This window comes from Actinoplanes sp. NPDC024001 (assembly GCF_040638955.1).
Classification (GTDB): domain Bacteria; phylum Actinomycetota; class Actinomycetes; order Mycobacteriales; family Micromonosporaceae; genus Actinoplanes.
Map to the genome: position 1 here is coordinate 1 of NZ_JBEZZB010000171.1, position 21,297 is coordinate 21,297.

At 72.5% G+C, this 21,297-nt stretch carries 18 protein-coding genes and 1 pseudogene; 8 read left to right on the forward strand and 11 right to left on the reverse strand.

Annotation, left to right across the window (positions count from 1 at the left end; translation table 11 throughout):
* Positions 1-102: 102 nt before the first annotated feature.
* The 8 genes from AB0F81_RS41860 to AB0F81_RS41895 all read right to left on the reverse strand — a co-directional run bounded on the left by AB0F81_RS41860 (position 103) and on the right by AB0F81_RS41895 (position 11,529).
* Positions 103-867: a class I SAM-dependent methyltransferase gene (locus AB0F81_RS41860; RefSeq protein ID WP_360207751.1), complete on the reverse strand. Its 765-nt coding sequence runs from the start codon at positions 865-867 to the stop codon at positions 103-105.
* 28 nt (positions 868-895) lie between these two features.
* Positions 896-2,086 carry a VWA domain-containing protein gene (locus AB0F81_RS41865; protein ID WP_360207753.1) on the reverse strand — a complete coding sequence of 397 codons (1,191 nt, stop codon included), beginning with the start codon at positions 2,084-2,086 and terminating at the stop codon, positions 896-898.
* Positions 2,087-2,100: 14 nt separating this feature from the next.
* The gene (locus tag AB0F81_RS41870; protein ID WP_360207756.1) at positions 2,101-2,289 is read right to left on the reverse strand and encodes a hypothetical protein; all 189 of its coding nucleotides are present in this window, start codon (positions 2,287-2,289) and stop codon (positions 2,101-2,103) included.
* Positions 2,286-4,736: a DUF5682 family protein gene (locus tag AB0F81_RS41875; protein ID WP_360207759.1), complete on the reverse strand. Its 2,451-nt coding sequence runs from the start codon at positions 4,734-4,736 to the stop codon at positions 2,286-2,288. The genes AB0F81_RS41870 and AB0F81_RS41875 overlap by 4 nt, the downstream gene beginning before the upstream one ends.
* Complete coding sequence (locus tag AB0F81_RS41880; protein WP_360207762.1) at positions 4,729-5,790, reverse strand: AAA family ATPase; 1,062 nt, start codon at positions 5,788-5,790, stop codon at positions 4,729-4,731. The genes AB0F81_RS41875 and AB0F81_RS41880 overlap by 8 nt, the downstream gene beginning before the upstream one ends.
* Before the next feature lie 159 nt (positions 5,791-5,949).
* On the reverse strand, positions 5,950-6,438 hold the full coding sequence (locus tag AB0F81_RS41885; protein WP_360207764.1) for a PASTA domain-containing protein: 489 nt from the start codon (positions 6,436-6,438) through the stop codon (positions 5,950-5,952).
* A 50-nt stretch (positions 6,439-6,488) separates the two neighbouring features.
* Positions 6,489-9,917, reverse strand: coding sequence for a DUF5691 domain-containing protein (locus AB0F81_RS41890; RefSeq protein ID WP_360207767.1), 3,429 nt, complete (start codon positions 9,915-9,917; stop codon positions 6,489-6,491).
* 229 nt (positions 9,918-10,146) lie between these two features.
* Positions 10,147-11,529, reverse strand: a complete 1,383-nt coding sequence (locus AB0F81_RS41895) for a DMT family transporter (protein ID WP_360207770.1) — start codon at positions 11,527-11,529, stop codon at positions 10,147-10,149.
* On the opposite strand from AB0F81_RS41895, the gene AB0F81_RS41900 reads away from it, so the two are divergent.
* Positions 11,528-12,007 (forward strand): MarR family transcriptional regulator, encoded by a 480-nt coding sequence (locus AB0F81_RS41900; RefSeq protein WP_360207772.1) that lies wholly within the window; start codon positions 11,528-11,530, stop codon positions 12,005-12,007. The genes AB0F81_RS41895 and AB0F81_RS41900 overlap by 2 nt on opposite strands.
* Before the next feature lie 22 nt (positions 12,008-12,029).
* Here AB0F81_RS41900 and AB0F81_RS41905 read toward each other — a convergent pair whose 3' ends face one another.
* Positions 12,030-13,025, reverse strand: coding sequence for a glutathione S-transferase C-terminal domain-containing protein (locus AB0F81_RS41905; protein WP_360207774.1), 996 nt, complete (start codon positions 13,023-13,025; stop codon positions 12,030-12,032).
* A gap of 173 nt (positions 13,026-13,198) precedes the next feature.
* Here AB0F81_RS41905 and AB0F81_RS41910 point away from each other — a divergent pair, with 173 nt between their 5' ends.
* Genes AB0F81_RS41910 through AB0F81_RS41920 form a run of 3 tightly spaced genes read left to right on the forward strand, consistent with a single transcriptional unit; the run spans position 13,199 to position 15,599 of the window.
* The gene (locus AB0F81_RS41910; RefSeq protein WP_360207776.1) at positions 13,199-14,272 is read left to right on the forward strand and encodes a sensor histidine kinase; all 1,074 of its coding nucleotides are present in this window, start codon (positions 13,199-13,201) and stop codon (positions 14,270-14,272) included.
* Complete coding sequence (locus tag AB0F81_RS41915; RefSeq protein ID WP_360207779.1) at positions 14,269-14,940, forward strand: response regulator transcription factor; 672 nt, start codon at positions 14,269-14,271, stop codon at positions 14,938-14,940. Before AB0F81_RS41910 ends, AB0F81_RS41915 begins: the two co-directional genes overlap by 4 nt.
* Before the next feature lie 56 nt (positions 14,941-14,996).
* Positions 14,997-15,599, forward strand: coding sequence for a hypothetical protein (locus tag AB0F81_RS41920; RefSeq protein ID WP_360207782.1), 603 nt, complete (start codon positions 14,997-14,999; stop codon positions 15,597-15,599).
* A 57-nt stretch (positions 15,600-15,656) separates the two neighbouring features.
* Here AB0F81_RS41920 and AB0F81_RS41925 read toward each other — a convergent pair whose 3' ends face one another.
* Positions 15,657-16,289, reverse strand: a complete 633-nt coding sequence (locus AB0F81_RS41925; RefSeq protein ID WP_360207785.1) for a hypothetical protein — start codon at positions 16,287-16,289, stop codon at positions 15,657-15,659.
* A gap of 157 nt (positions 16,290-16,446) precedes the next feature.
* On the opposite strand from AB0F81_RS41925, the gene AB0F81_RS41930 reads away from it, so the two are divergent.
* On the forward strand, positions 16,447-18,483 hold the full coding sequence (locus AB0F81_RS41930; RefSeq protein ID WP_360207788.1) for a GAF domain-containing sensor histidine kinase: 2,037 nt from the start codon (positions 16,447-16,449) through the stop codon (positions 18,481-18,483).
* Complete coding sequence (locus AB0F81_RS41935; protein WP_360207790.1) at positions 18,480-19,127, forward strand: response regulator transcription factor; 648 nt, start codon at positions 18,480-18,482, stop codon at positions 19,125-19,127. Before AB0F81_RS41930 ends, AB0F81_RS41935 begins: the two co-directional genes overlap by 4 nt.
* 76 nt (positions 19,128-19,203) lie before the next feature.
* Here AB0F81_RS41935 and AB0F81_RS41940 read toward each other — a convergent pair whose 3' ends face one another.
* The gene (locus AB0F81_RS41940) at positions 19,204-20,022 is read right to left on the reverse strand and encodes an endonuclease/exonuclease/phosphatase family protein (RefSeq protein WP_360207793.1); all 819 of its coding nucleotides are present in this window, start codon (positions 20,020-20,022) and stop codon (positions 19,204-19,206) included.
* Positions 20,023-20,067: 45 nt separating this feature from the next.
* Between AB0F81_RS41940 and AB0F81_RS41945 the strand changes: the two genes are divergently transcribed.
* Together AB0F81_RS41945 and AB0F81_RS41950 are read left to right on the forward strand one after the other, a co-directional pair.
* Positions 20,068-20,760 (forward strand): response regulator transcription factor, encoded by a 693-nt coding sequence (locus AB0F81_RS41945; protein ID WP_360207795.1) that lies wholly within the window; start codon positions 20,068-20,070, stop codon positions 20,758-20,760.
* Positions 20,753-21,297 (forward strand): annotated as a pseudogene (locus AB0F81_RS41950) (two-component sensor histidine kinase); the annotation flags it as partial. The gene AB0F81_RS41945 and the pseudogene AB0F81_RS41950, both read left to right, overlap by 8 nt.

Below are 21,297 nucleotides of genomic sequence, written 5' to 3' on the forward strand. Positions count from 1 at the left end.
TGCCGCGCTGCGCCGACCCGCGCGCTGTGCCGGCCGGATGACGTGACGGCCTGACGGCGCGGCCGGCGCGGCGCAGCCCGCGCGGCAACGGGTTGATGCTGGTCAGCGCAGACCGGCCACCGCGGCATCGGTCCCGCCGCGCCAGATCACCCCGGCCTCGCTGAAACCGGCCATGCGCAGCGCATCCACGTGCCAGACCGCCGGCGGCAGCCATTCCTGCGAGTGGTCGTCCTTCGGCGGATAGATCCGGGCACGCTCTTCCGCCTTCGCGGCGAGCTGCCCATCGGCGGCGACGCGGGCCCACCAGTCCGGCCAGGACGTGGACGCGCCGGCCGCGTACCGGGCTTCGCGCTTGACCCGAGCATGATCACGCAGCTTGTCGGAGAGCGTCGGCAGGCTCTCCTCCGGCATGTGGTCGGCGTTGGCGAAGATCCCGCCGGGACGCAGCACCTCGCGGATCTCGGCGTAGAGGGTGCTGACCCGCTCGGCCGGCAGCCAGTGCAATGCGGTCGCCGTCAGCACGGCGTCGAACCCGTCCTGCGGCAGCTTCGAACGCCAGCTCGGGTCGCTCAGGTCCGCGTCGACGATGGTGGCGCGATCACGCAGCGTGGACTCGGCGATGGTGAGCAGCACCGGGTCCTGGTCCAGCACGGTCACCTGCGCACCGGGGAAGCGGGCGAGAGTGCGCAACGAGATCGTGCCCGTGCCGCCGGCGAGGTCGAGCAGCCGCGGCGGCTTGCCCTCGGTGACCGCTGCGACGGCGTCGAGCATGGCCGCGAACCGGTGCTCCCGGTCGGGCATGAACGCTTCCTGCTGGCGGTCCCAGCTCTCCTGCCAGATCTCCGGGTCGTTCAAGTAAGCAGTCATGCCCCCTACGGTAGTTACTGAGAACCGCTCAGCGCCCGGCGGCCGCCTGCTGATCGGTGAGGCGTTCGGCGAAGGCCTTGAGGTCGCGCCGCTCGATCGCCGCGGCCATCAGATCCGGGAACGCGTCCGGCGTGCAGGCGAACGCCGGAACCCCGAGCGCCGCCAGCGCAGCCGCGTTCTCGTGGTCGTAGGCGGGCGCGCCCTCGTCGGAGAGCGCCAGCAGCACCACGACCTGCACACCGGCGGCCGTCATCTCGGCCACCCGGCGCAGCATCTCCTCCCGCACGCCACCCTCGTACAGATCGCTGATCAGCACGAAGATGCTGTCGCGTGGCCGGCTGATCAGCTGCTGGCTGTACGCGATGGCCCGGTTGATGTCCGTCCCCCCGCCGAGCTGCGTCCCGAACAGCACCTCGACCGGATCGCTGAGCTGCTCCGTCAGATCCACCACCGAGGTGTCGAAGACGACCAGCGACGTCCGCAGCGACCGCATCGACGCGAGCACCGCGGCGAACACTCCGGAGAACACCACCGAGGCGGCCATCGAACCGGACTGGTCGACGCAGAGCACCACGTCACGCTGCACGGAGGTGGTGCGCCGTCCGTACCCGATGAGCCGCTCCGGGATCACGGTGCGGTGCTCGGCCTGGTAGTGCTTGAGGTTGGCGAGGATCGTCCGGTCCCAGTCGATGTCGGCGTGCCGGGGCCGGCTGATCCGGGCCGCCCGGTTGAGCGCACCGGTCACCGCCGCCCGCGTCTTCTGCTCGATCCGGCGTTCCAGCTGCTCGACCACGGTGCGGACCACCTGGCGGGCGGTCTCCTTGGCCTTGTCGGGCATGACCCGGTTCAGTGAGAGCAGTGTGCCGACCAGATGCACGTCGGGTTCGACGGCCGAGAGCATCTCCGGCTCCAGGAGCAGCCGGGTGAGATCGAGCCGCTCGATGGCGTCGGACTGCATGACCTGCACGACCGTGCTGGGAAAGTACTCCCGGATGTCGCCGAGCCACCGGGCCACCTTGGGCGCCGAGTTCCCCAACCCGGCGGACCGCTTGTCGGACGGCCCGTCCCCGCCGTCCCCACCGTCGTAGAGCGCGGCGAGAGCGGCATCCATCGCCCCGTCCCGGCCGGATGCCGCCCCGAGCGACTCCTCGGCCGCGCCGCCGAGCACCAGCCGCCACCGCCGGGCCCGTTCCCGCCTCGCCGCTGTCTCCTCGCTCACGGCATCTCCCGAGGTCATGTCCGTGCTTGCTGAGCGGGGCTGGTGAACAGGATCTGCACGCCGGTCGCTGATCGCGGCTTCTCGTCGAGCGGCTCGTCCTCCGGCGGACTGCTGAACCACACGTCCGGCACCGGCGGCCGGCGCTGCTCGATCATCGGCTTGCTCGATGCGGGCAGCTGCTGCTCGGTTCGCCTGTCGGTCATGTCTCCTCCGATGATTTCGTGCTGTCGCTTTCGCCCGGCATGCCGGGCGGTAGTGGGCTGTGGTGGTCACGGTCGCCCGATGCGCGGGGCGGAGGCGCGGATGGACTCGGGATGTCGGCATCGTCCAGCGAGGCGGGCCGGGGAACAAGCGAATTCGAAGCCTCGGCCGGCGCCGGCTCGGTTGCCGGGAGCACGGGCCGCAGGCTGCGGCCCAGCAGGGCGCTGAGGACCGGCAACACCGTAGCCGCCCGTGCCGGATCGACGCCCGTGGCCTCCTGCTGACGGTCCGCGCGTCCGCCGGCCACCCGCTCGCCGATGGCCCGCCGCTCGCCGGCGTCGAAAGCGCCGAACGTGCGGCGCAGCAGCGGAAGCACATCGTCGAAGGCCTCCGCCGGGATGTCGGCCAGCCAGTCGTCGACCAGGCTCAGCAGGGCGTCGTCGTGCACCAGCAGCAGCCCGCCGCCGGAGAGGAACCCCTCCACCCAGGCCGCGCCGTGAGCGGGCGGGGTGCCCACGGTGAGGGGCAGCCGCATCCGGCGGCGCACCTCGGCGACGTCCAGCCGGCCGGCGTCGAGCAGCAGGCGAGTCAGCCGGCCGGCCGGCAGACCGTGCAGGTCGGGGCGGACCGCCAGTGACTCGATCGTGGCGAGCCACAGCTCCCGCAGCTTCTCGTCGGCGAGCAGGCTGACCGCCTGATGCACCCCGTCCACGCCGTCGCGCAACTGTTTGGCCGCGTCGTCGGAGAGCGAGCCGGCCGCGGACGGCAACCCCGCACAGATCCGGCCGAGCAGCCCGGCGGTCACGGTCGCCAGACCTTCCACATCGGTACGCCGGACGTCGCCGTACCGCAGCGTCCGAGCCAGTGCCGGGACAGCGGCCATCAGGTGGTGCACGTCCGCGTCGAGCGCCGCCCGGGTGTCCAGCGCGGCGAGCACCTCCGGGTACGCCCCCGCCAGGTCAGCCAGCAGGCACGTCTCCACCAGCCCGGTCACCTCGGCGAGCGTGGTCGCGCCCCGGGCCTGCCGGGTCACCCGGGCGGTCGCCGCCGCGGCCACCGTCGTGCCCCACATGCTGCCCTCGACCAGCCGCACCGCGAACTCCGGCTGCCACCGGATCCGCCACTCCTCACGGAACGTGCCGGTGCTCCTCCTGTTCGTGCGCTCACCCCACGGCACGTCCAGGATCCGCAACCGATGCAGCAGCCGGCTGCGGCGCAGGTCGGTGTCCCGCCGCAGGTCCAGGTCGAGGGTGCGCTCGCTCGCTTCCGGTTTGAGGCGCACCGAGCGCTGCTGGGTGGTCAGGTCGCGGGCGAGCGGCACGGCCGGCATCTCGTCGGGCACCGCGCCGAGCCGCTCCCCGACGACCAGGCGGCGCGAGATCAGCTCGGTGCGCAGCGGTTCGCCGTCGCACATCACCGCCTCGGCGGCCTCGGTGACCTCGGCGAGCCCTGCCAGGGGCCGTCCCCGCAGCGTGGCGAGAGCTTCGGCGAGCCGGGTCGCCTCGATGACGTGCGCCGACGAGGTCGGCACGCCTTCCGCCCGCAGCACCCCGGCCGCGTCGACCAGCCATCGCGGCACCACCTCGTCGGCCGAGGTGAACAGGTGGTGATACCAGCCGGGGGAGCGCACCCCCGCGCCGTAACCGGACCAGGACGCCAGCCGCCCATAGGTCCACGGCACCCAGGTGATCGCCACCTTGCCTTTCCGGCGTCCTTTGAGCAGCGCGGCGTCGTCCTTGACCGGCACCTTTCGCAGGAGCGCGGGCACGTGCCAGGCTCCGCAGACCACGGCGATGTTGTCGTGGCGGCGCCGCTCCTCCCGCAGAACGGTCCGCATGTATGCCTCGCGGAGCAGGTCGTCGGGCTCCTCCGGCGCGTTCTCCCGGATGGCCGTCATCGCCTCCGCGATCGCCTCGAAGACCGGCACCCCGCGGTGCTCGACGACGTCTTCCCACCAGCGCTCCGGATCGTCATATCCCGCTGCGGCGGCCAGCTCCCCGATCGGATCCACCGGCCGGGCCGGCAGTTTCTCAGGCGGTGCTTCCACCTCGGCAACCGCTCCGAACAGGGGCGCCGCGGCGAATCGAGTCGTGCGCTGAAGCCCGGCGGACCCGGCTGGAGCGGCCGGGGCGGGAGCGACGCGATAGGCATAGGGCAGGTCGAAGAATCTCACCGGGACGTCGTGCCGGACGGCCCAGCTGATCGCCTGCCATTCGGGGGAGAAGACGGCGAACGGCCAGAACGCGGCCCGGCCCGGATCGTCCACCGCGTAACCGAGCAACGCCACGGGCGGCTGCAAGCCCTCGTCGGCCACCCAGCGCACCAGGTCGTCGGCCTCCGGCGGGCCCTCGATCAACAGCACGTCGGGAGGGTGGGCCTCCAGCTCCCGAACCACGGCCCGGGCGGAGCCGGGGCCGTGGTGCCGAATGCCGTAGAACCGCTCAGGCATCGCGGGCGGCCCGATAGAAGTCGAGCCAGCCGTCACGCTCGCGCACCACGGTCTCCAGGTATTCACGCCAGACGACGCCGTCGGAGACCGGATCTTTCACCACGGCGCCGACGATGCCGGCGGCCACATCGCCCGGGTGCAGCGTCCCGTTGCCGAAGTGGGCGGCCAGCGCCATCCCGTTGGTGACCACCGAGATGGCTTCGGCGGTGGAGAGCGTGCCGGTGGGGGACTTGAGCTTGGTGCGCCCGTCCTCGGTCATCCCGGTCCGCAGCTCGCGGAAGACCGTGACGACCCGGCGGATCTCCTCCAGCGCGGCCGGCACCTCGGGCAGCTCGAGCGAGCGGCCGAGCTGCGCGACCCGCCGGGCCACGATCTCGACCTCGTCGTCGGCGCTGGCCGGAACGGGCAGCACCACGGTGTTGAACCGGCGGCGCAGTGCGCTGGAGAGCTCGTTGACCCCGCGGTCACGGTCGTTGGCGGTGGCGATCAGGTTGAAGCCGCGCTGCGCCTGCACCTCGGTGTTCAGCTCGGGCACCGGCAGAGTCTTCTCGGAGAGGATGGTGATCAGCGCGTCCTGCACATCGGACGGCACCCGCGTGAGCTCCTCGAGGCGGGCGATCGAGCCGGTGCGCATGGCCCGCATGACCGGGCTGGGCACCAGAGCCGCCTCGGACGGGCCCTCGGAGAGCAGCCGGGCGTAATTCCAGCCGTATCGAATCGCCTCCTCCGCCGTGCCGGCCGTGCCCTGCACCAGCAGCGTCGAATCGCCGGAGATCGCGGCGGCCAGATGCTCGGACACCCACGTCTTCGCGGTGCCGGGCACGCCGAGCAGCAGCAGCGCCCGGTCGGTGGCCAGAGTGGCGACCGCGACCTCCATCAGGCGGCGTGGGCCCACGTATTTCGGGGAGATCTTCGCCCCGTCGCCGAGCAGGTAGGTGACCACAGCCTGCGGCGACAGCCGCCAGCCCGGCGGCCGGGGCCGGTCGTCGGCGTCGGCGAGCAGGGCCAGCTCCTCGGCATACTGGTCCTCGGCGTGCGGTCGCAGTGCGGTCACTGAAGCTCCTGGCTGTCGTGGACCCGCTGCCCGGCAGAAGCATCCCGGGTAGGCGTCCGTTCCTCGGTTCTGCAGGGAACGCTACGACGTGGGTACGACAAAAACGCGGCGGAGTCCTGCCCCGCGCAAAACGGGCAAGGCAGAACTCCTTCGCGAATGTCAGTCCTTGGTACAGGTGAGGACGATCAGCGAATCCGACGGCACCTTCTTGCCCACCTTGGGGGAGATTTTCTTGACGGTCCAGTTCTGCGGAAGGACCACCCAGGTGTCGTCCTCGTCGGCGGACCCGAACGTGATGTTGGTGAAACCCAGCCGTTTCAATTCATCCTGAGCGATGGCGGCGTTCTCGCCGACCACCTTCGGAATTCTGATCATTGTGGGCGCGGCCGAGGTCGGCACTGCCGACGGCGGGGGTGTGGTAGCCGTCGCTGCCTCGGTGGTGGGCGCCGGAGGCGTGGTGGCCTCGGCCGTTGCGGACGGCGTCGCGGTCGTCGGCTCCGTGGTGACCGGTGCGGCGGCTACGGCCGAAGTCGTCGCCGAAGCGTTCTTCTTATCGTCGTCGTTATCGTCGAAGATGGCTCCGCAGCAGCAGATAACCGCCAGGGCGGCAAGCGCGGAGCCGATCCAGATTTTGTGTTTCTTTTGCACCCACAGCAGGCTAGCGAGGATTTCGCCGAGGACGCAGAACCAAGATCAACTCAGTTCTGTGAGATCGGACTCGCCAATTCCTCGAACATTTCGTGGCGGAAGAGCAAAATGCGGGCAAGATCGGCTACCGGCCGGACCCGGGTCGGGTCGACCTCCTGGTCCAGCTGGGCGGCGAGCCGGCCGGCCAGATCCGCGTACGCCGGCGGCATCGCCAGCGCGGCAGTCCGGCACAGCTCACCGAGCTGCCAGGTGTGCCGATCGGTACGCGCCCGCACCGCGACCGTCTCCAGCACAGCGGCCGCGAGGTGGTCCGGCCACGGGCCGGGGTGCAGAGCGAGGAGCCGGTGTGCGGATCCGCTCTCACCACGCAGCGCCTCGGCGGCGAGGCGGGCGAGACGGTCCGGAGGCAGCACCAGATGCAGGTCCCACCGCACCGCCTCACGCAGCGTGCCGGAGTCGGTGTCGAGCAGTGCCACCGCCCAGGCCACGTTGCGCTGGGTGACCGCGGCCTTAGCCCAGCCGTGCAGCAGCGGGTTCGCCCAGTCATGGCCCCGAGCCAGCGCAAGGTAGCCCGCGGGATCGAGCCCGTTCCAGGTCTCCAGCGGGGTGCCGGCCACCACTTCCTCCAGCAGCCACGCCCCCGCACCGACGCCCCGCACCGGCGCGGCCCCCACCCCGTCCCGGCGCAGCGCCGGATCCAACTCCGCCGGCGGTTCCACAACCAACTGAAGCGCCCCCGCCGGCCTCCGCCGGCGATCACCGGCAAGACCATCACCTGTACGGACGTCAGCAAGGCCGTCCGACCCCAAGAAAGCCTGCTTGCCCAAGGGGCCGTTCGAGCCTGAGGGACCATTCCAGCCGGCAGGGCCCAGCGCGCCCGAGGAGACCTCCGAGCCTGAGGGGCCACCGGCCCCTGAGGGACCAGTCGAGCCGCCGGGGCCAACCGTGCTTGGGTCGGCACCCGAGCCGGCGGGGCCAACCGTGCTTGGGTCGGCACCCGAGCCGGCGGGGCCAACCGTGCTTGGGTCGGCACCCGAGCCGGCGGGGCCAAACGCGCCCGAGGCGTCATCCGAGCCGAAGAAGCCAACCTCGCCGGAGGGCCCAACCAGCCGGACAGCGGCATGCGCCCGCGCTGCCATCCGCCGGCCGAGCTGCGCGCCCGGCAGGCGACGGAGGAGATCCAGCGCGGCTTCCCGCACCTCCTTGCGGCGGTCGTCGAGCGCGGTCTCCAGCAACCGCTCGTCCTCCAGCGACAACCCGATCGCCAAGGCGGTCAGGAACCGGGCCCGGTTCTCCCAGGTCTCCGACCCCCAGGCGCTCTCCACCAGCTCCCGGGCCCGGGCCGGGTCGGTGCGCCGCAACGAGGCCAGATGGCTGAGCCGCTCGGTGCCGGATGCGGTGTGCCAATCGGCGCCGCTCACCGGCACGGCCTCGTCGAGCAACCACCGCCAGTCGCCGTGCTGCTCGGCCAGCCAGGTGCCGCGCCGGCCCGCGACCCGCGCCAGTTCGGTGCGGATCGTGGTGTTGCGCCGGCCGGTTTCGAGCAGGGTCGGCAGCATCTTCGGCGGCACGAGGCCACCACGGGCGGCGGCTGCTGTCAGCCATTGGGCGAGGAGTTCCTGCTCCAGATGGCTGCCGCCGGGTGCCCCACCACCGAGGATTCGGGCCAGCCGCACGGAAGCGGCCACCGGCAGAAGCCCATCGCTCTCAGCGGGCGCGGCCGGAATCGGAGCAAGGCCGGTCGTGGCGATCACCCCGGCTCGGCGGCACATCAAGGCGACCGCCGAAGCCTCCAACAACGCGGCCGCCGCCGACAGCGTGTCGCCAACGGCAGAGGGTGACAGGCCGCCGATGGCTGCCGACGACGGTGCGCGGCCCGCTGCGGCATCCGGCAGTTCACCAGCGCCGGCGGCGGGCGACGGTGTGCTGATCATGGTGGCGGCGGATGGCTGGTCGCTGGAGGTATCAGCGGGCAGCTCGCTGCCACCAGAGCTAGAGCCAGAAGCGGAGACAGACCCAGCGGCGGACACCGAGGCAACACCAGCGGCAAAGGACGCCGGGCTGCCGACCGGCCCCAGCTCGACCCGCAAGCCCCCCACGGAAACCGCCTCGCCCGACCACGGCCGTCGCCCCGTGCCGACCAGGGCCGCGGCCAGCAGGTCGGCGGGGAGCTCGGGCTCTCGCCGCACCCGGAGCTCCGGCACGGCCGCCGCGGCGGGCACGAACTCGCCCGCGACCCACGCGGCCAGCGGCCGCAAGCCCTGCGGTGACCACTCCGCCGCCACCACGGCCGGCTGCGCGCCGGCGGCCGCGAGCAGCCACCACGGCTGGCGATGGCCGGGAGCCAGGGGGAGACCCGAACCGGAACCGTCCACCAGATGGCCGCTGGGAGCGGGAACCACATCGGCCAGCAGCATCGGCGCGTCGAACCGCCACGGCTCGGCGGCCAGGATCGACGCCCAGCCGGCCAGCGCATCCGCGATCGGGCCGGCGCCGTCGGGTGAGGCGAACGGCTCGGCCGCCGACGTCCGCTCCGCGACGAGGGCACGCAGCGGCGCCGAACCCGGATAGAAACAGAGGTCGCCGCGAAACTCCGTGCCCGGCACCAGGTCGGCGGCGAGCGACTGCCCGGGCGCCGCGAAGGACAGCACCAGCGCGAACCGCCCGGTGGCCGCACCGCGCAACCAGGTGCGCCGGGTGGTCAGCGCGCCGTCGTCGGACTCGACCTGACCGAGCACCTGCCAGCGGTCGGTGACCCGCGGCCCGGCCAGCACGTCCTCGGTCGACGTCGGGAACCCGATCCGCGACCGGACGGTCGCGGCCAGCCCGGCGTTGAGCGAGTCGAGCCGGGCGTGAGCGTCGACCAGCAAGCGCAGCATGGCCAGCTCACCCAGGACCCGATCGGCCCACTGCGGCCCGACGCCGGCCACTCCACCGAGCCGGCGGAGCGCTCCGGCCGGACCCGGCGCCTGCGCGTCGACCAGCCGGGCCGCCATCGGCTCGACCACCTGGCGGGCGCCCCGGGCGAACCCGGCCAGCCCCTGCTCGACCTGGTCGTCGAGCCAGCGGCGCAGCTCGGTCATCCCGCCGGCGACGCGGTCGGCCCGCTCCTGAGCCCGTTTCGCCGCCGCGACCGGGTCGGGTGTGGAGGCGGCGCGTGGCTTGGCCCGGGCGGCCCGGGCGGCCTGCCAGGCGGTGGCGAACTCGGGCGCCGGCCCGTCACCGGCACCGGACCCGGCCCAGTGCAGCAGCAGCCCGAGCACGTGCTTGCACGGGATCTTGCGACTGGGACAGGAACACTTGAACGCCGGCCCGGCCAGGTCGGCCGCCACCTGATAGCCCCGGCACCATCCCCAGAGGATGTCGTCGAGCAGGCCGGTCGCGGAGAATTGCCCGGCGACGCCGCGCGCGTTGCGCAGTGAACCGGCGTCGGGTGCGAGAGCCTCGACCTGGGCGATGGACCATCGTTCAACTGCCACGATGAGACCCTAGGCCCGGGGTACGACGTTTTTCGAAGGAGCGGCCATGCGTGTGATCGTCTTCGGGGCGACCGGGATGGTCGGTCAGGGCGTGCTGCGGGAGTCCCTGCTCGCGCCGGACGTCTCCGAGGTGCTGGTGGTGACCCGCACCCCGACCGGGACCAAGCACCCGAAGCTGCGCGAGGTCGTCCTCCCCGATGTCGCCGACCTGTCCCCGGTCGAGGATCAGCTAGCGGGTTACGACGCCTGCTTCTACTGTCTCGGCGTCTCCTCGGTCGGCCTGGACGAGGCCGCTTACACCCGCGTCTCCTACGACTTCCCGATGGCCGCGGCCCGCACCCTGGCGCGGCTGAACCCGCAGCTCACCTTCGTCTACGTCTCCGGCGCGGGCACCGACGCGAACAGCCGGATCATGTGGTCCCGGGTGAAGGGCCGCACCGAGAACGAGATCCTGGACCTCTTCCCGAACGGCTACGCCTTCCGCCCCGGTTTCATCCAGCCGACGCACGGCGTCCGCTCGAAGACCGGCTGGTACAACACCGCCTACACCCTGACCGCCCCGCTGCTGCCGCTCCTGCGCCGGGTGGTCCCGAAGCACGTGACCACCACCGACGCGGTGGGCCGGGCCATGCTGCGCGCCGCCCGCACCGGCTTCCCCTCGCGCGTCGTGACGAACGCGGACATGCGCTGACTGTCCCCACACGACCGCGCCGAAGGCGAGCACCATCCCGAACAGCTGCACCGGCGTCAGCGACTGGCCGAGCGCGGCCCAGCCGACCAGCGTCGCGGTCACCGGCGAGAGCTGGGCGAGCAGGGAGACCTTGGCGGCCGGCAGGCGCTCCAGGCCACGGAACCAGACGGTGTAGGCCAGCGCCGTCCCGATCAGTGACAGATAGGCATAGCCCGCCAGGTTGGTCGCGGACAGTGACGACGGCAGGCCCTCGATCAGCAGCGTGACCGGGATCAGCAGCAGGCCGCCGGCGGTCAGCTGCCAGCCGGTCGCGGTGAGCAGCGAGACCGCGGGCCGGCCCCAGCGCTTGGTGAGGACCAGGCCGAACGCCATCGAGAGAGCGCCGGCCAGGCCGGCGAGCACGCCGATCAGGTCGAGCCGCGCGCTGGCGGTGAGCACGGCGAGAGCGACGCCTGCGGCGCCGAGAAAGCCCGCCAGCACCGTACGCAAAGCCACCCGCTCCGCCAGCAGCAGCACACTGAGGCCGGCCACGATGAGCGGCTGCACCGCGCCGAGGACCGCCGCCATGCCACCGGGCAGCCGATAGGCCGTGACGAACAGCAGCGCGAAGAAGATGCCGATGTTGAGCGCGCCGAGCACCGCGGACTTCCACCACCACGCGCCGCGCGGCAGCTCGCGGGTGAGGGCGAGCAGCACCAGCCCGGCCGGCAGGGCCCGGAGCAGGCCGCTGAGCAGCGGGCGACCCGGCGGCAGGAACTCGGTCGTCACCGCATAGGTCGTGCCCCACACGGCGGGGGTGAGGGCGGTTACCAGCAGGACCCGCATCTGAACTCCCTCGGCAGTGACTTTCTCGATAGAAAGTATCTCGATGCAAAGATAAACCTTGTCGAGAAGCTTGTCATCAAGAAAAATTGGCGGCATGAGCGACGGTGTGGATCGGATCCTCGGACAGTGGGCGCGCGAACGCCCCGACCTCGACACGGAGGCGATGGGGCTGTTCGGCCGGATCTACCGGCTGGCCAAACTGGCCGGCGACGCCACCGAGAAGGCCTATGCCGCTTTCGGGATCGGCCGCCCCGAGTTCGACGTGCTCGCCACGCTGCGCCGCTCCGGCAAGCCGTTCCAGCTGTCCCCGGGCGCGCTGGCCGCCTCGATGATGCTCAGCTCCGGCGGCACCACCGCCCGCCTCGACCGTCTGGAGAAGGCCGGTCTGGTCGCCCGCTCACCCGACCCCGACGACCGGCGAGGTGTGCTGGTCCGGCTCACCGACAAGGGCTTCGAGATCGCCGACGAGGCGGTCGCCGCCGGCCTCGCCGAGCAGCAGCGTCTGCTGGCCCACCTGCCTCCCGGCAAACGCCGCCAGCTCAACGACCTGCTCCGCGAGCTCCTGAACGGCTAGCCCGCCGCTCCGCGCCGCAACCTCAGACAACAGTGGGCACTCTCTCTTCCGGGCGCGGCGGGGGAGGCGGCGTCCCGTCCCCGAACGGCCGCCCGCCCAGCTCCGCACGCCCGTGCGGCGTCATCCAGCCACGCGAATCCGGCCCGGCCGGCACGATCCCCGTCGGATTGATGTCGCGATGCACCTCGTAGTAGTGCCGCTTGATGTGCCCGAAGTCAATCGTGTCGCCGAACCCGGGCGTCTGAAACAGATCCCTCGCATACGCCCACAGCACCGGCATCTCACTGAGCTTCGACCGGTTGCATTTGAAATGCCCGTGGTAAACCGCGTCGAAGCGGACCAGGGTCGTGAACAACCGCACGTCCGCCTCGGTGATCGTGTCCCCGACCAGGTAACGCCGCGTCGACAACCGCTCGGACAACCAGTCGAGCCGCGCGAACAACCGGTCGTAAGCCTTCTCGTAGGACTCCTGCGACCCCGCGAACCCGGCCCGGTAAACGCCGTTGTTCACGTCCGCGTAGACCACCTCGTTGACCGAGTCGATCTCGTCCCGCAATTCCGGCGGATAGAGCCGCGGCGCCCCGTCCCGATGGAATTTCGCCCACTCCAGCGACAGATCGATGGTGATCTGCGCGAAGTCGTTGGTGACCACCTGCCCGCTCGGCACGTCCACGATCGCCGGCACGGTGATCCCTTTGTCGTAGTCCGGGAATCGCGCGAGGAACGCCTCCTGCAATCGTTCGATGCCGAGCACCGGATCCCGGCCGCCCGGATCGAGATCGAAGGTCCAGCTCCGCTCGTCGTGCGTCGGCCCCGCGACGCCCATCGACAGCACGCCCTCCAGCCCGAGCAGCCGCCGCACGATGATCGACCGGTTCGCCCACGGGCACGCCCGGCTCACCACCAGCCGATACCGCCCCGGCTCCACCGGATACCCGTCACGCCCGTCAGCGGTGATCCGGGTCGCGATGTAGCGCTGGTCACGGGAGAACTCACCCGCCGGATTCACATAGGCCATGAAAATCAAATACCCAAAAATCAGCGGTACGACCTAGCAAAGGTGCCGTGACTAAGCGCGATCACCAGCCACTCCAGGCCGCCCGGCGACCGCCGGGCTGATGCGGTGCGAACCGGCCAGGGGTACCACGTTCGTAGTACCTCCCGGAGACCCCGAGTCCGTACGGTGTCGACATGCGGCGATGGATGACCGACGTCGGTCCACCGGTGCTCGCCCTCGTGCTCGCCACGGCACGGGTGGCCGTCGCGCCCGTGCTGCCGGCCGACCGGCCTCCGGACACCCTGGCGTACACCCTGGTCACCGCCATGGCCGCGGCCCTGCTGCTGCGGCGCCGGTGGCCCGCGCTGACCCTGGCAGCGGTCGGCGCTCTCTTCATCGCCTACCACGTCCTGCGCTATCCCGGCGGTGCACCGGCCGTTCCGGTGTGGATCGCCCTGTACGCGGTGGCGGTCGCCCCGAGCCGTCGCCCCGGCCTGGCCGTCGCCGGTGTCCTGATCTTCCTCGACGCCCAGAGCCGGATGACCGTCTCCGGGGTCGGGCCGCTCGACGCCACCCTCGACGGCTCGACCGGCATCTTCGTCGCGGCGCTGCTGCTCGGGGAGGTGGTACGCGGCCGCCGGGCCCGGCTGGCGCTGGTCGAGGCGGAACAGCAGCACCAGCTCACCCGGGAACGGATCCGGATCGCCCGCGAACTGCACGACGTCACCGCCCACACGCTCGCGGTCGTCGCCGTGCAGGCCGGCGTGGCCGCCGAACTCCAGCGCGACGACCCGGACGGCGCGAGCAGGGCGCTGCAGTCCGTCCGGCAGGCCTCTCGCGACGCGATGGCGGAGTTGCGCGCCGCGGTCGGCGTGCTGCGTGACGGCAGCCGCCCGGACGGCCCGGCCCCGCCCGCGCCCACCCTGGACCGCCTGCCCCACCTGGTCGACGGCACCGGCGCCGTCCTGACCAGCGAGGGCACGCCCCGCCCGCTGCCGCGGGCCGTGGAGGCCACCGCCTATCGCATCGTCCAGGAGGCGGTGGCCAACGCCGTCCGCCACTCCGGCGCGCGGCGCATCGAGGTCCGGCTCGGCTACCTGCCGGACGGTCTATCGCTGACCGTCACCGACGACGGCCACGGCATCACCGGACCGCCCGGCAACGGCCTGCACGGCATGACCGAACGCGCTCGCGGCCTGGGCGGCTGGCTGCACGCCACCCCGCGCGACGAGCGTGGCTTCGAGGTACGTGGCTGGTTGCCCGGATGAGGCCGGAGACCGTGCGGGTGCTGATCGCCGACGACGAGGCCCTGGTCCGCGCCGGCTTCCGGGTGCTGCTCGAGCGCGACAGCGGGATCGAGGTGGTGGCCGAGGCCGCCGACGGCGACGAGGCGATCGCGCTCACCCGGGCGCACCGGCCGGACGTCGTGCTGATGGACGTCCGGATGCCCGGCACCGACGGCCTGACCGCGACCCGCCGCATCCTCGGCGACGACCGGCTGCCCCGCGTCCGGGTGATCGTGCTGACCACCTTCGAGCTGGACGAGTACGTCTACGCCGCCCTGCGCGCCGGCGCGGTCGGCTTCCTGCTCAAGGACGTCAGCCCGGACGAGTTGCGCCATGCGGTGCGGGTGGTCGCCGCCGGGGACGCCCTGCTGGCGCCCGCGGTGACCCGTCGGCTGATCGCGGCTTTCGCCGACGGCCACGGCCCGCCGCCGCCCGCGGCCGGCACGCTCACCGCCCGGGAGCGGGAGGTGGTGGCCATGGTCGCCGACGGCCTGTCCACCACCGAGATCGCCGGCCGGCTGCGGATGAGCCCGGCCACCGCGAAGACGCACACCAACCGGGCGATGACGAAAGTCGGTGCCCGGGACCGGGCGCAGCTCGTCGTCTTCGCCTACCGCTGGGGGCTGGCCCGGGTACCACGACCGCGGTAGCCGGCCTGCCACGAACGGAGAATTCCACCGCTGTCGATCCGCCCTAGCGTCACGGCATGTTTCTCATCCTGGGTCCGGCGCTCAATCTCGCCGGCGGCTTCTTCTGGACGGGTGACGGGCCGGACGCGACCGGCGCCACCCTGATCAGTGTCGGTCTCGGCTGCTGGCTGATCGGCCTGATCGGCCTCTACCAGGGGCTGCGCCCGCGCGCACCCCGCCATGTCCCGGCACTGCTGCCGCTGACCGTCTTCGGGGTGATCGGCGGGGTCGCCTTCAGCGTGCAGTCGCTGCACGAGGAGATCTTCGGCGTCTCCCACGAGAGGGCGATCGAGCTGCTCAACGCCTATCCGTTGCCGGCGAACGTCCTCTACTGGCTGTGCGGCCCGCTCTTCCCGGTCTCGCTGATGCTGCTCGGCGCGGTGCTGCTCAAGGCCCGTGCCGCACCCGTCCCGGTGGTCCTGCTGGTCCTGGCCGGCGGCCTGCTCTTCCCGCTCAGCCGGATCACCCGGGTGGAGATCCTGATCCACGCCGCCGACCTGGTCCTCCTGCTGCCCTTCGTCTACCTGGGGGTACGCGCGAGGGACCGCTTACGCCCGGCGGTCGCGCCGGGGCCGGGACGGCCCAGCGAGATCGCGGGGCAGCCACGGGACCATGCGTAGCCCGTACGACAAAGGCGAGGTCGCCCTCCGGGGAGGGCGACCGACGTGCGGGTTTGATCAATCGCGGGCGCCGGTGAGTTGCGGGCGCAGGGCCAGCAGGACGCCCAGCGCGGCGTAGCCGATCAGCAGGTGGGTGGCGCCGACGAAGCGGCCGACCGTCGCGCCGAAGATGCCCATCGCGGGGAGGGTGACGAAGACCCAGCTCTCGGCGACCAGCGGGTACCAGCGGGCGAGGCCCTGCCAGCGGCCGGCGAAGGCGATCTTCACACCGATCACGAACATGCCCAGCATGGAGAGCGGCCAGAAGACGTCGAGGACCGCCAGCCACATGTCGTCGCGGAAGGCCGGGACCGCGCCGTGCAGCACGCTCCACAGGGTGGCCAGGCTGAGCAGCACCAGCTCGACCCGCAGCATGCCGCGGGCGAACCGGGTGACGCCGGTCGCGCCGGTCCGCAGCTGGGTGACCACCAGGGCCATCAGGGCGAGCTGCGCCGGCACCGCGAACAGGTCGATGATCGTCATCTCGGTCGGGTCGGTGCTCTGCGGGCTGAACGCGAAGTAGATGGCCGACCAGAGCGTGGCGCCGGCCGCGACCGCCCAGCCGGTACGGCGGACCGCCTTGGTGCTGATCCGGCTCTCGAAAGCGGCCTCATCGGTGCGGGCCGGGGCGGGGGTGGTGCTGATCGTCATCGTGTCCTCCATGTCTCGTTGACGGGGAGAACTCTGTCCGGGACGCGTCCCGGGCGGGCAGGGCCGCGCGCCACCGGCCGCGTCCCGTCTGTTGTCCCGGGTCGCCCGGGACATCCGCCCAGCGACCACGGGACACCCTGCCTGCGACGATGGGCCCGTGAAGAAGGCAACACTCGCGGCCGTCGCGGTGGTCGCGGTGTCGGTCGGGTCCCTGATCGGCGCCTCGCTGCTCGACCTGCGGGTTCCGTCGGCGCACCGCGAGCGGATCGAGGCCGATCTGGCCTGGACCGCCGGCATCCCCGGGCTGGGCCTGGCGATCCCGGGCGCGCTGCTGCTGCGCAAACTGCCCCGGCACCCGATCGGCTGGCTGCTCTGTCTCGCCGGCCTGCACTGGTGCCTGGACGCCACCGCCGGGAGCTGGCTCGCCTACGCCACCTTCCACGACCGGCCCGGCGCCTCGGCCGCGTTCTACATCTATCAGCGGCTCGGCGCCCTGCTGATGGTCTGGATCCCGCTGCTGCTGCTGATCTACCCGACCGGCCGGCTGCCGGACGGGCGGTGGCGGATCCTCGCCTGGGCCAGCCTCGTGCTGTCCAGCCTGATGCCGCTGATGCACCTGGTCATCCCGGCGGCCAGCGCCCAGGAGCGGGCCGGCACGCCGATGCCCGAGCCGTTCGCCGGCCTGAACCTCGACCCGCTCTCGATCAGCCTGCCCGACGGCTGGTGGAACGTGCTGTTCGAGTTGTCGTTCATCGCCCTGCCGATCGGCATGCTGGCGCCGGTGGCCGTGGTGGTCCATCGCTACCGGGCGGCGATCGGCGAGGACCGGCTGCGGATGCGCTGGCTGCTCTGGGCCGCGATCGTCAACCTGCTGGTGGTCGCCGGGGTGCTGGCGCTGCCCGAGCTCTCCGCCCTCGCGCTCGGCCCGACCGTCGGCCTGACCGGCGCCGTGGTGGCCGTGGCGATCGCCCGGCCCACCCTGCTCGACATCGACCGGCTGCTCAGCGGCACGGTGCTCTACGCCGCGATGGCGGTGACCGTCCTGGCCGTGGACGCCTGCGTGCTCGGTGTCACCGGCCTGCTGCTCGGTCAGAGCCTGCCCGAACGAGACGCCGCGGTGGTCGCGTTGCTGCTGGTCACCGCCGGCTACGGGCCGCTGCGGCACCGGCTGTGGCTGCTGGTGCGCCGGCTCGTGCTGGGGCGGCGCGACGACCCGTACCGGGTGGTGGCCGGGCTCGCCGAGCAACTGGAACGCTCCACGTCGCCGGAGGACGAGCTGATCGCGGTGGCCCGTGCGGTCGCCGAGGCGTTCCGTTCGCCATATGTCTCGGTGGAGGTGGACCAGCCCGGCGGCGCCAAGGTGATCGCCTCCCTCGGCACGCTGACCGGGGCGCCGACCACGCTGCCGATCACCTACCGCGGCGAGACGGTGGGCCGGGTGGTGCTGCCCGCCGACGGTCCGCGGGTCGCCCTCTCCCCGCGGGACGAGCGGCTGCTCGGCGACGTGGTCCGGCAGGCCGCGATCGCCGCCCGCTCCGCCCACCTGGTCCGCGAGCTGCAGCGCAGCCGGGAGCTGATCGTCGCCGCCCGTGAGGAGGAACGGCGCCGCCTGCGCCGCGACCTGCACGACGGCCTCGGCCCGACGCTCGGCGGGGTGGCGCTGCGCATCGACACCGCCCGCAACCTGGCCGTGAAGAACCCGGCCGAGGCCGACAGGCTGCTGAAACAGGCCCGGGAGGACGCCGGGTCGGCGGTCGCGGACGTCCGCCGGCTGGTGCACGATTTGCGCCCGCCCGCGCTGGACGACGTGGGTCTGCTCGGCGCGGTCCGGCAGCAGGCGTCCCGGCTGCGCGCTCCCGGCCTGACCGTGACGGTCGACGGCGGCGAGGGCCTGGACCAGTTGCCCGCCGCGGTGGAGGTGGCCGCCTACCGGATCGCCTCGGAGGCCCTGGCGAACGTGGCCCGGCACGCCGCGGCGACCACCTGCCGGGTCCGGCTGGACGCCACCGGCGGCGAGCTGATCGTGGAGATCACCGACGACGGGGTGGGCATCGCGTCCGGGACACCGACCGGCGTCGGGCTGGTCTCGCTCCGGGAACGGGCCGCTGAGCTGGGCGGCGAGTGCCGGATAGAGTGCCCCGGCGACCGGGGCACCGTGGTCCGGGCGCGGCTACCCATGGGAGTGCTCACATGATCGACCCGATTCGTGTCCTGGTCGCCGACGACCACCCGGTCTTCCGGGACGGCCTGGCCATGCTGCTCGCGACGGTCGACGGTCTCGAGGTGGTCGGCACCGCCGCGGACGGTGTCGAGGCGGTGGCCGCGGCCACCCGTCTGCAGCCGGACGTCGTGGTGATGGACGTGCAGATGCCCCGGCTCAACGGTGTCGAGGCCACCCGCCGGCTGGTCGCCGACGCGCCGGCCACCGGTGTGCTGGTGCTGACCATGTCCGAGGACGACGGCACGGTCTTCGCCGCGATCCGGGCCGGCGCCCGCGGCTATCTGGTGAAGGGTGCCGAGCAGGAGGAGATCGTCCGGGCGATCACCACGGTCGCCGGTGGGGGAGCGGTCTTCGGGGCCACCCTGGCCCAGCGCATCGCCGAGTTCTTCGCCGCCGGGCCGCCCGCGCCGACCGAGGCGTTCCCGCAGCTCACCGCCAGAGAACGGGAGATCCTGGAGCTGCTCGCGGCGGGCCGGTCGAACGCGCAGATCGCGGCGGCGCTCTATCTGTCACCGAAGACGGTGCGCAACAACGTCTCCAACGTCTTCACGAAACTGCAGGTTGCCGACCGGGCCGAGGCGATCGTCCGGGCCCGTGAGGCGGGTCTGGGCCGCTGATGAGGGCGAGGCGTCCCCCCGTGTGCGACGCCTCGCCCGGCGCTTTTATAGCACGGTCTGGAGAGCGCTTTCCGGATTATGGGAGCGTTCCCGGCGAAAATTCCAGGTCAGCGCCGACCGCGTAGTGATCGGACGGGAAGACCCCTCCGATCGGGCGATCGCCGGCCAGGAACACCCGGCTGACCCGCAGCGGCACCCCGGGCCGGCCGGGACGGGCGAGGACGTGATCGATCCGGCGGTCGATCTGCTTCACCGCCTCCACCGGCGCGTCCGGAACCGCCGAGTCGAGCGTGACCGCCTCCGGGTCGCCGCCACCCACCGCCCAGGTGTCGACCATCGCGTCCAGCAGCGGCAACAGCTCCACCTGGCCCGGCGCCGCGTTCAGGTCCCCGACCAGCAGCACCGGCAGGGCGCCGTCCAGCCGCTCGTCGGTGGCGAGCGCGGCCAGTGCCCGGCACTGCGCCAGGTGGTCCTCCGCGTAGTCCGGCTCCCACTCGGTGCAGCCGACGATGACGTGCAGCGGGCCCGCGGGATGCTCGACGGTGGCCAGCAGTGCCCGGGGCGGCGCCCCGCCACGCTGCGGGTTCGGCAGGTCGTGCACCTCGGTGGCGCGGATCGGCCAGCGGCTGACCAGGCCGATCCCGATCGCGACGCCGCGCTGGTCGGGGTTCTCCGGCGGCTCCGGTTCCGGCGGCAGCCCGGACGCCACCCACACCGCGTGCATGCCGTGCGGCTCGGCCAGCCGGTGCGGCTGATCGGTGCCGTCGGCCGCCCACGACTCCACCAGACCGAGCAGGTCCGGCCGGTGCTCGGCGACCGTGTCCGCGATGAGGCGCTCCCGGGTCTGCCAGTCGTCGCCGAAGCGCCACCAGACATTCCACGTCATCACTCTCATGGGTTTACCTTTCCCGAACATTCGCGGTCGACGCCCGGCGGCATGATGAGTGCCGTGACGGACGCGCCGAAGGGACTGGTCCTCGTGGTCGAGGACGAACGGCCGATCGCCGACCTGGTGCGGCTCTATCTGAGCCGGGAGGGCTTCGGCGTGCAGGTCGAGCACGACGGCGCGGCCGGGCTGGCCGCGGCCCGCCGGCTGCGCCCGGTCGCCTGCATCCTGGACATCGCGCTGCCCGGCCTGGACGGCACCGAGATCTGCCGGCGGCTGCGCGCCGACGGTGACTGGACCCCGGTGATCTTCCTGACCGCGCGGGACGACGAGGTGGACCGGATCCTCGGGCTGGAGCTGGGCGGCGACGACTACGTCACCAAGCCGTTCAGCCCGCGGGAGCTGGTCACCCGGGTCAAGGCTCTGCTGCGCCGCGCGGCCGGGCCGCCCGCCGAGCAGGTGCGCACGCTCGGGCCGGTCACCCTCGACCCGGGACGCCGGATCGTCACCGTCGGCAGCACGCCGCTGATGCTCACCGCGACCGAGTTTGATCTGCTCGCCCACCTGCTCGGGCGGCCCGGCCGGGTGTTCACCCGCGAGGAGCTGCTGGCCGCGGTGTGGGGTTACGCGTCGCACGCCGGGACCCGCACCGTGGACGTGCACGTGGCGCAGGTGCGGGCCAAGCTCGGGGACGCGGCGTCGCTGATCCGGACCGTCCGCGGGGTCGGGTACTCGGCCGATGCGTGAGTTCTTCCGTACGCTGACCGGCCGCGCCGTGCTGGTCACCGCCGCCACCGCGGTGGTCGCCGTGATCGTCACCGCGCTGGTCGCCGTCCCGGTCGCGGTCCGCTCGGTGAACACCCAGATCCGCGCCGAGCTGATGGAGAAGACCGCGCTTGCCGTGGAACTGCTCGCCGACGAGCGGCCCGCCGCCCGCGAGCGCATCGCCCGCCGCCTGCGCCAGGACGACGTCGAGATCTACCTGATCCGCCGCGGCGTCGCCGACCGCTCCGGCCTGCCCGAACGGGTGGTGACCCGGGTCGCCGGCGGCACCCTGATCGACACCCGCGCGCCGGTGAACGGCCGGCCCTCGTTCATCGCCGGGCGCCCGCTGACCGGCCGCAACAGCGGGGTGGTGCTGACCCGGGAGGTCAACTCCGGCACCGCCGGGCGTGTGCTGGGCAGCATCTGGGTCGCGCTGCTGGCCGGCCTGCTCGGTGGCGTGCTGGCCGGCGCGCTGCTGGCCCGCTTCGTCGCCCGCCCGATCGGCCTGGCGGCCGCCGC

Excerpts from the sequence above, each read along its gene's own strand:
- AB0F81_RS41915 (WP_360207779.1), top strand. The coding sequence starts at position 14,269 with ATGAGGCCGGAGACCGTGCGGGTGCTGATCGCCGACGACGAGGCCCTG.
- AB0F81_RS41900 (WP_360207772.1), top strand. The coding sequence starts at position 11,528 with ATGAGCGACGGTGTGGATCGGATCCTCGGACAGTGGGCGCGCGAACGC.
- AB0F81_RS41870 (WP_360207756.1), bottom strand. The coding sequence starts at position 2,289 with ATGACCGACAGGCGAACCGAGCAGCAGCTGCCCGCATCGAGCAAGCCG.
- AB0F81_RS41895 (WP_360207770.1), bottom strand. The coding sequence starts at position 11,529 with ATGCCGCCAATTTTTCTTGATGACAAGCTTCTCGACAAGGTTTATCTT.
- AB0F81_RS41925 (WP_360207785.1), bottom strand. The coding sequence starts at position 16,289 with ATGACGATCAGCACCACCCCCGCCCCGGCCCGCACCGATGAGGCCGCT.
- AB0F81_RS41860 (WP_360207751.1), bottom strand. The coding sequence starts at position 867 with ATGACTGCTTACTTGAACGACCCGGAGATCTGGCAGGAGAGCTGGGAC.
- AB0F81_RS41935 (WP_360207790.1), top strand. The coding sequence starts at position 18,480 with ATGATCGACCCGATTCGTGTCCTGGTCGCCGACGACCACCCGGTCTTC.
- AB0F81_RS41920 (WP_360207782.1), top strand. The coding sequence starts at position 14,997 with ATGTTTCTCATCCTGGGTCCGGCGCTCAATCTCGCCGGCGGCTTCTTC.
- AB0F81_RS41945 (WP_360207795.1), top strand. The coding sequence starts at position 20,068 with ATGAGTGCCGTGACGGACGCGCCGAAGGGACTGGTCCTCGTGGTCGAG.
- AB0F81_RS41875 (WP_360207759.1), bottom strand. The coding sequence starts at position 4,736 with ATGCCTGAGCGGTTCTACGGCATTCGGCACCACGGCCCCGGCTCCGCC.
- AB0F81_RS41910 (WP_360207776.1), top strand. The coding sequence starts at position 13,199 with ATGCGGCGATGGATGACCGACGTCGGTCCACCGGTGCTCGCCCTCGTG.
- AB0F81_RS41940 (WP_360207793.1), bottom strand. The coding sequence starts at position 20,022 with ATGAGAGTGATGACGTGGAATGTCTGGTGGCGCTTCGGCGACGACTGG.
- AB0F81_RS41905 (WP_360207774.1), bottom strand. The coding sequence starts at position 13,025 with ATGGCCTATGTGAATCCGGCGGGTGAGTTCTCCCGTGACCAGCGCTAC.